General features: G+C 54.3%; 13 protein-coding genes. 5 read left to right on the forward strand and 8 right to left on the reverse strand.

The window, feature by feature from the left end:
* Nucleotides 1-283: 283 nt before the first annotated feature.
* On the forward strand, nt 284-940 hold the full coding sequence (locus tag IGS16_RS08370) for an alpha/beta fold hydrolase (protein ID WP_297084944.1): 657 nt from the start codon (nt 284-286) through the stop codon (nt 938-940).
* A gap of 282 nt (nt 941-1,222) precedes the next feature.
* Here IGS16_RS08370 and IGS16_RS08375 read toward each other — a convergent pair whose 3' ends face one another.
* From IGS16_RS08375 to IGS16_RS08385, 3 genes are all read right to left on the reverse strand, one after another.
* Entirely contained in the window at nt 1,223-1,576 is a 354-nt protein-coding gene (locus IGS16_RS08375; RefSeq protein ID WP_172353418.1) for a phenylpyruvate tautomerase MIF-related protein, read from the reverse strand.
* 166 nt (nt 1,577-1,742) lie between these two features.
* Nucleotides 1,743-3,065: a lipopolysaccharide assembly protein LapB gene (locus IGS16_RS08380; protein WP_297084945.1), complete on the reverse strand. Its 1,323-nt coding sequence runs from the start codon at nt 3,063-3,065 to the stop codon at nt 1,743-1,745.
* Nucleotides 3,066-3,116: 51 nt separating this feature from the next.
* On the reverse strand, nt 3,117-3,332 hold the full coding sequence (locus tag IGS16_RS08385) for a hypothetical protein (RefSeq protein ID WP_297085051.1): 216 nt from the start codon (nt 3,330-3,332) through the stop codon (nt 3,117-3,119).
* On the opposite strand from IGS16_RS08385, the gene purD reads away from it, so the two are divergent.
* The 3 genes from purD to IGS16_RS08400 all read left to right on the forward strand — a co-directional run bounded on the left by purD (nt 3,291) and on the right by IGS16_RS08400 (nt 7,024).
* Nucleotides 3,291-4,568, forward strand: coding sequence for a phosphoribosylamine--glycine ligase (purD, locus tag IGS16_RS08390; protein WP_297084946.1), 1,278 nt, complete (start codon nt 3,291-3,293; stop codon nt 4,566-4,568). The genes IGS16_RS08385 and purD overlap by 42 nt on opposite strands.
* Before the next feature lie 406 nt (nt 4,569-4,974).
* The gene (locus IGS16_RS08395; protein WP_297084947.1) at nt 4,975-5,841 is read left to right on the forward strand and encodes a hypothetical protein; all 867 of its coding nucleotides are present in this window, start codon (nt 4,975-4,977) and stop codon (nt 5,839-5,841) included.
* Nucleotides 5,842-6,013: 172 nt separating this feature from the next.
* Complete coding sequence (locus tag IGS16_RS08400) at nt 6,014-7,024, forward strand: hypothetical protein (protein ID WP_297084948.1); 1,011 nt, start codon at nt 6,014-6,016, stop codon at nt 7,022-7,024.
* Here the strand turns inward: IGS16_RS08400 and pyrR are convergent.
* The 5 genes from pyrR to IGS16_RS08425 all read right to left on the reverse strand — a co-directional run bounded on the left by pyrR (nt 7,011) and on the right by IGS16_RS08425 (nt 11,776).
* Entirely contained in the window at nt 7,011-7,550 is a 540-nt protein-coding gene (gene pyrR / locus IGS16_RS08405; RefSeq protein ID WP_297084949.1) for a bifunctional pyr operon transcriptional regulator/uracil phosphoribosyltransferase PyrR, read from the reverse strand. The genes IGS16_RS08400 and pyrR overlap by 14 nt on opposite strands.
* Before the next feature lie 187 nt (nt 7,551-7,737).
* Nucleotides 7,738-8,631: a DNA/RNA non-specific endonuclease gene (locus tag IGS16_RS08410; protein ID WP_297084950.1), complete on the reverse strand. Its 894-nt coding sequence runs from the start codon at nt 8,629-8,631 to the stop codon at nt 7,738-7,740.
* A gap of 112 nt (nt 8,632-8,743) precedes the next feature.
* On the reverse strand, nt 8,744-9,025 hold the full coding sequence (locus IGS16_RS08415) for a YkgJ family cysteine cluster protein (protein ID WP_367185757.1): 282 nt from the start codon (nt 9,023-9,025) through the stop codon (nt 8,744-8,746).
* Nucleotides 9,026-9,049: 24 nt separating this feature from the next.
* A complete protein-coding gene (locus tag IGS16_RS08420) occupies nt 9,050-11,203 on the reverse strand; it encodes a GAF domain-containing protein (protein ID WP_297084952.1) in 2,154 nt (717 codons plus the stop codon).
* 282 nt (nt 11,204-11,485) lie between these two features.
* Nucleotides 11,486-11,776 carry a hypothetical protein gene (locus tag IGS16_RS08425; protein WP_297084953.1) on the reverse strand — a complete coding sequence of 97 codons (291 nt, stop codon included), beginning with the start codon at nt 11,774-11,776 and terminating at the stop codon, nt 11,486-11,488.
* A 232-nt stretch (nt 11,777-12,008) separates the two neighbouring features.
* Here IGS16_RS08425 and IGS16_RS08430 point away from each other — a divergent pair, with 232 nt between their 5' ends.
* A complete protein-coding gene (locus tag IGS16_RS08430; RefSeq protein ID WP_297084954.1) occupies nt 12,009-12,221 on the forward strand; it encodes a hypothetical protein in 213 nt (70 codons plus the stop codon).
* Nucleotides 12,222-12,238: the final 17 nt, after the last annotated feature.

The raw sequence follows: 12,238 nt of genomic DNA on the forward strand, positions 1-12,238 counted from the left end.
AATTCAGGCTTTCGTTCCAGCAGCAAGTTCCGGGGTTTCAGTTAAAGACAGGTTTAATATTTTTTTAATATTCTATTCGAGTCAACGTCAATCAGCCAGGTTTTCATCTAGCGTTCCCAAAAGCGTTTGATAAAGAAACTGGCATCAGAAATTGGCGCACCAAACTGGCACATCAAACTGGCACACTCGCCCGACAGAGCGCGATCGCCCCTCGCTACCCTTAAAACAGCATGTTGAATGGTTTTCTAAAAATCGAAGCTAATCCAAGCTTTAGCCTCCCACCATGACCCGCCTTCACGACATATCCTCTCCATCGGGCGATCGCCATCCGGTCATTTTGGTTCACGGGATTGATGATACCGCCGCCGTGTTTCGCAGGATGGCTCCCTATCTCACCTCGCAGGGCTGGCAGGTTCACCACCCCAACCTGACACCCAGCAACGGCGACGTAGGGCTGGATGTCTTGGCAACGCAGCTTGCCGACTATGCCCAGCAGGTAATCCCGCCGGGGCAACCCTTCGATCTGGTCGGTTTTAGCATGGGCGGCATCATCAGTCGCTACTTTGTGCAGCGCCTTGGCGGGCTAGAGCGCGTGCGCCGCTTTGTCACCATCTCCTCGCCCCACTGCGGCACCTGGACGGCCTACCTGCGCCCCAACGTCGGAGCCAGCCAGATGGCCATCAAGAGTCCCTTTCTGTGCGACCTCAACCGCGATGTAGACTGCCTGGAGCAGCTCAACTTCACCTCTATCTGGACCCCGCTGGACTTGATGATTTTGCCTGCCCGCAGTTCTTGTTTGGGCGTGGGGCGCGAAGTGGTGCTGAATGTGCCCGCCCACGCTTGGATGCTAAGCGACCCCAGAAGCTTAAGGGCGATCGCCCAGGCCCTATCAGAGCCGCTGCGTTCTGTCGCCAGCAGTGTGGAATCAGTCTCGACCTAGATACCTCTCATGATCGTGTTGCGACTCGTCGGATTCGAGGCTTTGCAACTCCCCCAGGGCTATACCAAAAGTGGATGCTTTAGCGGCATTTGTATGCGTTGAGCGTTTGGCAGGGTGTCAGGGACAGCCCTTTACGCGACAGTTCTGGTTTATCATCTCTCAAGTCATAATCCAGCAACACTGATGGCACTGTTGCGATTCTGGGCGATTTCTTTGTTTCGTAACGCTGGCTATTCCTCCACCAAAAAAGCCATTTGATTGTTCCAGACGGCAGTGCGGGCATCAGCCAAAGGTCGCCCCGTTCCAACCCCAGAGGTAACCCTTGGCCTCAGAAAACTCAATGTAGGTGCGGTTTCCGGGTACGCCCAGCGTGGCGCTGATAATCTGGCAAAACTCCTGGCTCATGGACTTGGTTTGGGCGGGGTTGAAGGAACCCACACTTTTCACTTCCACATAGCAAACCGGATCGAGCGTGCCGCCAAAGGTCATGGGCACATCCGACTCAAACGCAGTCATCACGTAGGATTCGGGCTTGCCTGTGTGCTTTGCCAGACTGTCTGACAGGGTCTTCAGAAGTTCTTCTACTTCGGTCAACGTGGGACAAGACACAGAGGTTTGGATTTTGATCAGGGGCATGGCGATTGTGCTGTGGCAGTTCTAAACGACAAACTCAGGTTCTAGACAGCAAACTTGGATTAAGGCTTCCCTCAAGCTGACTCTCCCTCAAGCTGACTCAACGATATCTCAGATGCAACCAGAGTTTTCAATGGCAAAAGCGTGCAGACCGATGTGGGCAGGGCTTTTAGCTGCCGCTGAGGGTTTGAATTTGAGCAGTGTAGGCGCTAACGCGGCTGGCATAGTCGAGCTGCTGAGCTAGAGCAAGGGCGGACTGATAAGCGGCGATCGCCTCTGCGGTTTCGCCCTGAGCCTGGTGCAATTGGGCAATTTTTTCGTAGGCGGTCATGATGCCGTAGGTGTTGTAGGACTGCTGCTCGACCTGAATCAGCGTTTGATAGACCAGTAGCGTATCTGCGGGACGGTTTAGCCCCTCATACAGCGCCGCTAGATGCACCAGTGCCTCGCTAGAGTAGCCATACTGCTGCTGCGCTTGGGCCTGGGTAAAGGCTTCCTGGTAGTTAGTCGCAGCTAGTCCCGCGCGGCCGATGGCCCGGTAGTTGTCTCCCAGCGCAATCTTGAGCGGCGGGATCAGCAGCGGCAGGGGCAGGGCTTCGTATCGCTGCACCAATTCTTGCTGAATGGGAATGGCGCGGTCGGGCATTTTGCCCTGCTGATAGATATAGGCAAGCTGCTGCAAATAGTCCAGTTCTCGAATGCTGTCGTTTCGGGATCGCGCCAGGTTGAGCAAGTCTGTATAGGCGATCGCCGCCTTTTCGTAGTCAAACCAGGCCAGGTGCAACTGTCCCAGGGAGATCAGCACCAACTGTTCAACGGCGCTATTGCGCTCGGCCCGCGCCTGGGTCAAGAGCTGGTCATAGAGGGCGACGGCTAGCGGCAGGGCCCGCATTTTTTCATAGCCCTGGGCGATGCTGAGCAGGAGGCTGTAATCGGGCGGGGCAATCGCCTGCTGCTCTTGCTCGATTTGCTCTAGGCGGGCAGTGATGATTCGGGCATCGGTGCGGCGGTTTTCTCGCCAGGCCACCTCGCCCACCCGCCCCAACGCAGCCACCTCATCCGCCACGCCCAGCACCCGCCGCAGCCGCAGTTCTCGATACCAGATATCAAACGCGGTGTTTGTCTGCCCTAGCGCATACCGCGCCTCGGCCTGCCGCTGCAAGTCCTCTACCCCCAGCCGTAGGAAGTAAACCTCCAGGGGGCTGAGGGGCCGATCTACGACGGGCCTTGGCAGCAGGGGATCGGGATCTGTCATCTCTAGCGGGTTGGGCGGAGGTTGGAGCCTCTCCTCTTCCGACGACAAATTTTCGGATGGCGACGGCGCAACCAGGGGCGGCAGGGGCACAATTTGCGCCACCGTTTCCACGGTCTGAGCCGTCGTGGGCAGCGATGGCAGCGTGCCCCACAGGACTCCACAACCGACCATCAGCGCGATCGCCCTCCATTGAGTCTTGTGAGTTTTGGCTTCAGAACCAGGCATAGAAACAGGCATGATTTCACTCGTCACAGCAAAATAGCGAAAAAACCGGGCTTCCGACAGCCGCTACATCAGGTTTGTGCTGCCTTCTTTAACCTTACGCCGAAGCCAGAGGGTTTCCGCCAGACTTTTAACGCTTTGCGAGAGTTTTATCGGCATCAGGAGATTGGTGACATCAAGGTGCATAATGGAGGATGTTTTGAGACACGACAGGTAACATTCGTAACGGTTGGTGAGGGTGTGGTTAAAGTTCTGGTAGTAGGAAACGGCGGCAGAGAACATGCAATTGCCACTTCTCTATTGCAGTCTCCTACCGTGCAGGAGGTCGTATGCGTTCCAGGAAACGGCGGCACTGCAACCCTCTCCCGTTGCCGCAACTTAGGGCTGTCGATCAAGGATTTTGAAGGCATTGCTCGATTTGCGCTGGTCAACAACTTCAGCCTGATTGCAGTGGGGCCGGAAGTGCCCCTGGCCAATGGCATTGCTGACTATTTGCAAGAGCAGGGATTGCAAGTCTTTGGCCCAACCCGAGCCGGGGCCCAAATCGAGGCTAGCAAAGCCTGGGCCAAAGACTTGATGAAAGCGGCCGGAATTCCCACCGCAGACTCCTCTGTATTTAGCGATGCCACGGCGGCGATCGCCCACGTTCGCAAACAGGGTGCGCCAATTGTGGTGAAAGCCGACGGGCTGGCCGCAGGGAAAGGCGTGACGGTGGCCATGACCGAAGCAGAGGCGATCGCCGCCATCGAAGCCGCCTTTGGGGGACAGTTTGGCGAAGCAGGCAGCCGTGTGGTGCTGGAGGAATACCTGACAGGCGAAGAAGCCTCCGTGCTAGCGGTAACGGACGGTCTCACCATTCGCCCCCTGCTGCCCGCTCAGGATCACAAGCGCATTGGCGAGGGCGACACAGGCGAAAACACGGGCGGCATGGGAGCCTATGCCCCGGCCCCGGTGATCACGCCAGACCTGATGACGCGAATCCAGACGGAGATTCTAGAACCGGCGATCGCCACCCTGCGCGATCGCGGCATCGACTATCGTGGCATCCTCTATGCGGGGCTGATGATTACGCCCCAAGGCGATCCCAAAGTCATTGAGTTTAACTGTCGCTTTGGTGATCCCGAAACCCAGGTCGTGTTGCCGCTGCTCGAAACGCCCCTCGACCAGTTGATGCTGGCCTGCACCCAGCAAGCCCTAGCCGACTTTCCGCCGCTGCAATGGAAGCCCGGAGCCGCTGCTTGCGTCGTCCTCGCCGCTGAAGGCTATCCCAGCAGCTACGACAAGGGGAAACCCATTAGCGGCCTCGCCCAAGCCGCCGACACGGGTGCGATGGTCTTCCATGCAGGTACTCGACTGGTCGGCGACACGGTTCTCACCGACGGTGGCCGGGTGCTGGGCGTGACTGCGCTGGGGGAAACAATCAGAGAGGCGATCGCCCTCGCCTACGAAGCCGTAGATTGCATCCAGTTTGAAGGAGCTTACTGTCGGCGAGATATTGGGCATCGGGTGCTGGCTTAAGCGGCGCTATCATTAGCACTGGTCAAGTTTGGGTCGCCCCTTTTAAGATTGCTAAGACGACTGCGGGTCGAGATGGTCTGGTAGCAAAAATTTGCGGCAGCCCGCTCAGATTTTTCTGGAATTCTCTTTTGAAAAGGTGTAGATCGCGCTGTGTAGGAGTTGGTCTGTGAAAGGGTTGCTCACTTCAGCTAAATTTTGTATCAGTTCTCTCCAGGCAACCCAGAACTTTTGGCTTAAAGAGTAAAATCGGCTTGAGCATGTCCACTCGCTTCAAAAGGTAGGCTCAGATGCAATGAAAATAGCGAAACAGCAAGGCTTTTCCTTGAGCGTCACCGATAAGGATTCCGAGCAGCTCATCTTGAAGACTCGGTCGTTTCGGCTCTTTCGGACATTAGGGTTTTTAGCTATGTCCGGTACGTTACTTCCTTTCTTACTTTTATTCTTACCTAAAATTCCAAGCAGTACAGAACTGACATGCGATCGCCCGACTTTGGAGACCACGCGCTGCCAGAAAACCCAATTCATTGGCTCCCTCCCAATTTATCGAGATTCTGTTGAACTCCAGTCCTCGAATCAGCTAGAAGTCCAGGTTACTGTTTTGAAACTATCGGACAACTTCAACTTGGGAATGCTGAACGACTTCTATGAAGTTCGGATATGGATAGGGATCATGAGTTCAGGCACAGAAACCTGGACTGCTTTAAAGAGTTTGCCAGCCTTGAGATTCGAGTTCTCCAATCTAGAAATGCGAGTCGGACTTTGGAAAAATCCTGACGAAGCGAGAGCAATCGCTGACAAGATTCAGCGCTTTCTATCAAACCCCGCTCAATCATCCCTACGGGATGTCCATCCTCCCATATCTTGGATGCAGCGAGATATCGAATACTTGCAGTGTACATTAATTTCACTCCTTCCTATTTGGGCATATCTAATATTTCCTCTCTCTAGTATTCTCCGGGGATATTGTAAATTCAATCGATTGACAGGTAAGTTATCTTTCAAACCCTTATTCGGAAAAGCTAAGACGGTTCCTCTGTCAGATATTGAATCGATCGCCATTGAAGAGTTTCAGTGGACATCTTCCAGCAGTGGTTTGCTTTATCGAATCGTTGCCCTAACCAAAACGGGAAAACGACTGCCGATAGAATTGGCTTTTATAGATTCAAATCTTTCGATCAGGCAGGAAACCGCCAAAGTAATTCAAGATTTTTTAGACCTGCCTCCTGTTCAAATCATATCTCCAGGAAACAGTTCAGTTTATGTGGGGCAATAGGAAGGGCTTGACGAGAATTGATTGATGTAGCTTTTGGCAGGGATGCTTAATTTTTCTTTCCAGGCTGTAACGCAGACCCACAACTCTCTTTAGAGAACTCAGAGTTCCAAATATAAAAAGCACAAGAAACCTTGAGCATTCTCGTTCGCTTCAAAAGGTAGGCTCAGATGCAATGACAACGACTAAAAGACAAGACGGTTTGCTAAAAGTGACTCGCAAGGATTCCCAGCGACTAGTCATGAAAACGCAGCTAGTGCTGCTTCTGCGAATATTAGGATTCTTGCTTTTCTCAGGTGGAATTCTGCTGGGTTTATCCACCGTGATGTCTCTGAACCTAGGTAAAACCGAGCTGACGTGCGATCGCCCAAACTTAGAAACGACCCGCTGTCAGAAAACTCAATCTATCGGCTCATTTCCGATTTATCAGCATTCTGTTGAGATTCAATCCATGAGTGTGTCGGGAGTTGACATCACTGTTTTAACAGCATGGGATTCTCTCTATAAAACCCGCATTTGGCTGTCCGGTCGTCATTCCAGTAAAACAACTTGGCTTGGGGTAGAAAGTATGCAAACCTTAAGCTCTGATGGCTCTAGTCTGGAAATGCAAATCGGATTCTGGAAAGATTTCTATGAGGCTGAGGCGATCGCCAACGAAATTCAGCGTTTTTTGGGAAACCCCGCTCAGCCCTCTCTTAGAGTCATTTCTCCCTCTATATCTTGGATACAAGCATATAATCAACGCTTAAGTGGAATAGCATTTGCCCTGCAACCAGCATTTATCGTCCCATTCAGCATAATCGGACTGGTATTCATGAGTTTTCGCCAGGGGTATTATAAGTTTGATCGGTTGACTGGTCAGCTATCTTACCAATCAATTTTTGCGTGGCAAAAAGAAAAAACGCTCCCGCTGGCAGAGATTAAATCAGTTGCCATTGAGGAATTCACTGCACCATCTGCCGATGATACTTCTAGCACTTATAGCAATCGTTGCGACATCGATTGGTATTATCGAATCGTCATTCTGACCAAAACGGGTGAGCGATTGCCGATAGAATCCTCCGCAGGGCTAAACCTTGAGAAAACGCAGGAAACGGCTGAAGCTATCCGAGAGTTTCTGGCCTTGCCCCCAGTCCAGATCGTGCCCGGGAAAAGGCTGAAGCCGTTTTGGGCTAAACGGGCTTAAGCAGTTCCACGCCATCTCGCCCGTCAATGTCTTGCAGAAAGACCTTCACTTTTTCGTCCTTTGCAGTGGGTAATTCCTTTCCTGTGAAATCGGGGTGAATTGGCAAATCTCGATGGCCCCGATCGACCAGCACGGCCAGCAGGATTTTCTCAGGGCGGCCATATTCCGTTACGGCGTTTAGCGCGGCGCGAATCGTGCGTCCCCGATAGATCACGTCGTCTACTAGCACGATGACCTTATCCGTCAGGTCGAAAGGAATGTCGGTCTTTTCTGGCGTTCGCAGGTCGATCTGATCGAGGTCGTCGCGCCAGAAGGTGATGTCGAGATGCCCCACGGGAATCTTCACGCCCTCCAGCGCCTCGATTTGTCGGCCTAGCAGTTCTGCTAGCGGTACGCCCCGCGTAAAAATGCCCACCAGTACCAGCTTTGAGAGGTCGCCAGCCCGCTCCACAATCTGCGATGCAAGGCGGTTGACCGTGCGACGCACTTCATCAGGCGAGAGGATTTCAATGACTTCCGGGGGCATAGGCTGGAGCGTGAGAAAGAGTGGACAGGGGTTAGACGATTAACTTAGACGATTAAACTGCTAAAGCCTAACTTCTGAACCCTAACCCTTGTTCTCTGAGGAGGCAAGCGGCAAGTGGGCGATCGCCCAGATCGCTCCACCTCCAAAATACCGAGTGTCGGCTCAGTCCATGACTACACCCTAACCGCTAGCGGCTATCAATCTTTGCTTCCAGAAATTCTTCGATCTCGTCGGGCAAGACGGAGAGAAAATCATAACCTGTAATATTTTCAATCGTGTCTACCGATTCGCGATAGTCGCGCCAATTTTTGTCCTTAATGCCCATGTCGTTGGGCATGATGACCGTGATGACGCGAGTATCTGTGCCAATATCTTCGAGGGTTTGCCCTGGATTCAGCACCACGGCAATTTTCCAGGTGGCAGCGGGGACAGAGATGGGGTTGCTGCTGCGACCGATGGTGGTGCGGGGGCCGTTGCGGGCTGTGCCGCCTTCGCCCGCACCGCCTGCGATGATGTAGAGCGTGTGCCCCCGGCGGGCCAGGGTGCGGCAGTAGCTTTCCAATCCTTCCCAGGGGCCCTGGTTGTTGTCGGGGGATTGGGGGATGATATTGGTCATCCAGAAGACGGACTGGCTATCTTCGGGGCGGGCGTTGCGGTCGGCGGCGGGCAGCAGGTGTCCCCGGTCAAACCCGCTGCCAGTGTAGTCGTTGGTGGTGACGCGATACCAGCCTTGGGGCAAAGACGGATCGGGCATGAAGGGCGATCGCGGCAATCGGCCGAGCCAGCTTGCGTCAAGCTGCCAACTCACCCAATTGGCAATATTTTTGCCCCGGTTATAAGACAGGGCATATTGCGGCCGCACGATCAGGTAATTGTTTTCATTGCGGACTTCGGCGGTCGCCTCGCTGGGGTTCCCCAGAGCCAAGTGTACCGAGTCGATGGTGGGAGCAGGCAGCAGCACCTGGGCCGCCAGTTGGGCACAGCCCGTCGCCAGAGAACCTGCCAGCAAGAGACCCAGCCCAGCGCTCACGGCTCGTTTCAGTCGTTTTCGAGGCTTGAAGATTGTGTTCCAATTCAGCATGGCGTTTCCCCCTTGGTTGCCCTAGTTCTGCATTCCGCCTGTCTCTGCCTGTATCCGCATCCTGCTGGTTTCCCTGGCTTCACAGTCCAGAATACCCAGGGCAGACGGCGGGCTAGCGCTGGGGTGGGTCTGGAGACGAAGCTGGAGCCGTGGCAGTTTCCAAAGCCGTCAGGTAGGCGATCGCCTCTTCTCGGCAGGTGCCACACATCTCTTCCAGCGGCTGCAAGTTGTTGCAAAAGGCAGGGCGCTCTGGCTTGCCAAACAGCTTGCAGCGGTTCTCTTCGGTCAACTGTACACAGCGTACTCCGGCGGGTTTGCCGTTTGGCATACCCGGAAGGGGACTATTGATCGAAGGTGCGATGCAACAGGCACCACAGTCAGGACGGCAGTTCATGGCATCGAGCTTGGCGGCGCAGGGCTAAATGGGCCTCAGCGCGGCAAGGGGCGGGTCGGGCGCGTCGGGCGGGGGAGCAGCGGGAGGGCAAATCGGAATTTCCAGGATGAACGTGGTGCCTTTGCCCAGTGTCGAATGGCACTCCAGCGTTCCCTGGTGCTGCTGCACGATGGTCTGATAGGCAATGGAAAGCCCAAGCCCGTAGCCCTGTCCAACGCTTTTGGTGGTGAAGAAGGGGTCAAAAATCTTGGGCTTGAGGTGGGCAGGGATGCCGGGGCCCGTATCGGCGATCGCCACGCGCACCCAGGGCTGCTCTAGGGGCGAGTGCCAGAAGGATTCGGTGGTGAGGGTGATGATCCGGGGGCGATCGCCAACAGATTCTATCGCCTCCAGCGCATTTTTAATAATGTGGAAAAAGACCTGATTCAGCCGACTGGGAAAGCATTCCACGGGTGGCAAATCGCCATAGCAACGGCAAATTTCCACATCTGCGGGAATGGAATGCTGTAGGAGCTTAAGTGTACTTTCCAGACCCTCGTGCAGATCCACCACCTTGCGGTTTGCCTCATGCACCCGCGAGAAATTGCGAAGCGACAGCACAATTTCCCGAATTCGACTGGCTCCCGCCCGCATGGAGTCGAGAATCCGGGGCAAATCTTCCAGCACAAAGTCTGGCTCGATTTCCTCCAGCAAGTCTCGCAGTTTTTCGGTGCTTTGGGGATAGCTGGCTTGATACGCCGTCAGCAGCCGCAGCAGGTCTTTGACATAGCGCTCCACAAAGGGAATATTGCCGTAGATGAAGCTAATGGGGTTGTTGATTTCGTGGGCGATCCCCGACACCAGTTGCCCCAGGCTGGACATTTTCTCGCTCTGAATCAGATGCGCCTGGGTCTGCTGAAGATTCAGCAGGGCTTCGCTGAGGCGCTCGGCTTGGGCGGCGCTTTCCTGGGCCTGCTGGCGGGTTTTGGCGTAGAGATGGGCCTGCTGGATCGAGATCGCCAGCTGGTCGGCGACGGCCTGGGCAAGCTTTTGGTCATCTCGCGTCCAGTAGCGGATATACGAACACTGGTTTAGATAAAGAATGGCCTGGAGCGTGCCATTTGCCTGGACAGGCACCACCAGTGACGACTGAATCTGGGCCAGGCGATATTCCTGATTATCAGCTCCGATGCGGGGATCTTGGGTGATATCAGAAATAACCACCTGCTGACGGTTTTCGATAACCCAGCGAGTGATGGGGCCATCGGTGTCAAAGTCTTCAAGCGTAGATGGAAAGGGTTCGCGGCAGACCTCAAAGAGATGCTTGCGGCGAAATCCGTTGTAGTCCTCTCCGGAGTCGCCCAAAGAGTCATGCCGGGAATCGTTTTGGAAATCGCCCAACGCATCGGCGGTATCGGTTAGCTCATCGGGCGCTTCCACCAGATGTACCAGACAGCGATCCACCTCCAGCGCGTTTAGCAGTTGGGCGATCGCCCGCTTCAGGATCTTTTTGACATCTAAACTCTGGCGCGTTTGTGCAGTAATCTGATTCACCAATCGTTCGCGCCGCGCCTGCTTTTGCAACTGGTCGTATAGCTGCGCCTGACGGATCGCCATCTCAAGCGGCTGGGCGATCGCCTGCATCAGTTCTACGGTGTCTGGCGACCAGTGCTGTCGAGTCGAGTCCAAGCAAACCAGGTAGCCCCGCGAGTGTTCTTGCCCTTCGACGGGGATCATTAGCACCGCCGCATCGCCAAACAGGGGCCCAGGGGGGTCGATAGGGCAGCTTTGCATTCCGGGTCGCAGGCCCAGCAATCTATTGGGACGATTGCTGGCGTTGCCGGGTCGCAGGATTAGCCCACCGTGGTCGATGGCGCTGGCCAGGTCGCCAAACTTCGTCAGGGGAAAATGCCCGATACCGCCGGATGGCGTGCCGTTGGATAGCGTGCTGCCGGACAGCGTGCGATCGCCCGCTTCGCAGACGACTTGTAACCGCTGAATGTCTTGAAAGTACCAGAGGAACAGGCAGCGCTCGACGGGCAACTGCGCCACCACTTCTTCCACTGCGGTTTTCAGCACCACAGACAGTTCCAGAGAACTGCGGATGCGATCGCCGATCTGGCGTACCAGAGTGGTCTGCTGAATAAATGATGAATCGTAATGAGAAGCCTGTGGACGAAAATAGCGCAACCAGACCACGGTTTTTCAATGAATACAATAATTAGGGTTTAGAAAAAAGCACCCAGAAATTCCAAGCGCTGCATGGATTTCAGCAAAAACCTGGAATCGACTGTCTATAAACAAAAACCCTATCCATACTAAAGGGTTCAATCTATTCGCCAAAACCGTGTTTCTACGTCTTGTCCACGGCTCTGGCTGACAAAGCCAGGATGAGCCTTGACTCGGCACAGCTTTCCTGCGCGGGAGTTTAGAAGCAGCCACCATCTTCTTGATAGCCGTCACAACGCTTTCCAGATGTGGCTAAGACACACGCTCTTGAAACTCAGATTGGAAACCAATGACAAGTTTCTGTGCGGCGGCTTGCCATACAAAAAACTGACAGACGCTTCCGCAAAACTCAACTTCCTGGAAACGCACCGAGAGGAAAAATTGTTGAGAATTTTCCAGCGTAAATTCTGTGAAAGCACAGGCGAAGCTAAATCCAAATCGCATCCAAACTTCTGGATTATGCCAGGTAGGCGTTACCAGAAATCGCTTGCTAATCAAGCCGGAACCGAACCGGAGCCTTCCTGCGATCGCCGGATAGTGCAAGCCCTGACACCTCTAAATGTATCGCAGGGGGCGATCGCCTCTGTGTATCTAATGTGGCAAATTTGCAAGATTTGTTGATCTGGATCACCGCAATTCAGGACTTAGATCAGTGCCACGCGATGGCAGCGTCACCCCAGACCTTCCGCAAAATCACGCAAAACTGCCCGGACTATCACCGTAAAAACTAAGGATTCAACCGATATTAGAAGAGTAGATGTTCCCCCTGCCTCCTATGAAATCGTCCACCCCTGCACCCGACCTTTCCTCTACCCTGCTTGAGCAAATCGTAGACCACATCTTTGCCACCCGCTGCATTTCTCGGCGAGATCAGCAGAGCTTCATGCGCGTGGCGCTGGGAGAAACGATGCTCAATCCCAAGGATCGGGCCCTGGTCGATCGGGTGTTTGAGGCGCTGCGCCGGGGAATGCTGCGAGTGGTCGATTAGTTTTGGCAGGTCTGAAT

Source organism: Thermoleptolyngbya sp. C42_A2020_037, assembly GCF_015272455.1.
Taxonomy (GTDB): domain Bacteria; phylum Cyanobacteriota; class Cyanobacteriia; order Elainellales; family Elainellaceae; genus Thermoleptolyngbya.

Bases quoted from the DNA above. Each gene is read 5' to 3' on its own strand.
- IGS16_RS08370 (WP_297084944.1), top strand. From the start codon at position 284: ATGACCCGCCTTCACGACATATCCTCTCCATCGGGCGATCGCCATCCG.
- IGS16_RS08375 (WP_172353418.1), bottom strand. From the start codon at position 1,576: ATGCCCCTGATCAAAATCCAAACCTCTGTGTCTTGTCCCACGTTGACC.
- IGS16_RS08380 (WP_297084945.1), bottom strand. From the start codon at position 3,065: ATGCCTGTTTCTATGCCTGGTTCTGAAGCCAAAACTCACAAGACTCAA.
- IGS16_RS08385 (WP_297085051.1), bottom strand. From the start codon at position 3,332: ATGTTCTCTGCCGCCGTTTCCTACTACCAGAACTTTAACCACACCCTC.
- IGS16_RS08395 (WP_297084947.1), top strand. From the start codon at position 4,975: ATGTCCGGTACGTTACTTCCTTTCTTACTTTTATTCTTACCTAAAATT.
- IGS16_RS08400 (WP_297084948.1), top strand. From the start codon at position 6,014: ATGACAACGACTAAAAGACAAGACGGTTTGCTAAAAGTGACTCGCAAG.
- pyrR (WP_297084949.1), bottom strand. From the start codon at position 7,550: ATGCCCCCGGAAGTCATTGAAATCCTCTCGCCTGATGAAGTGCGTCGC.
- IGS16_RS08410 (WP_297084950.1), bottom strand. From the start codon at position 8,631: ATGCTGAATTGGAACACAATCTTCAAGCCTCGAAAACGACTGAAACGA.
- IGS16_RS08415 (WP_367185757.1), bottom strand. From the start codon at position 9,025: ATGAACTGCCGTCCTGACTGTGGTGCCTGTTGCATCGCACCTTCGATC.
- IGS16_RS08430 (WP_297084954.1), top strand. From the start codon at position 12,009: ATGAAATCGTCCACCCCTGCACCCGACCTTTCCTCTACCCTGCTTGAG.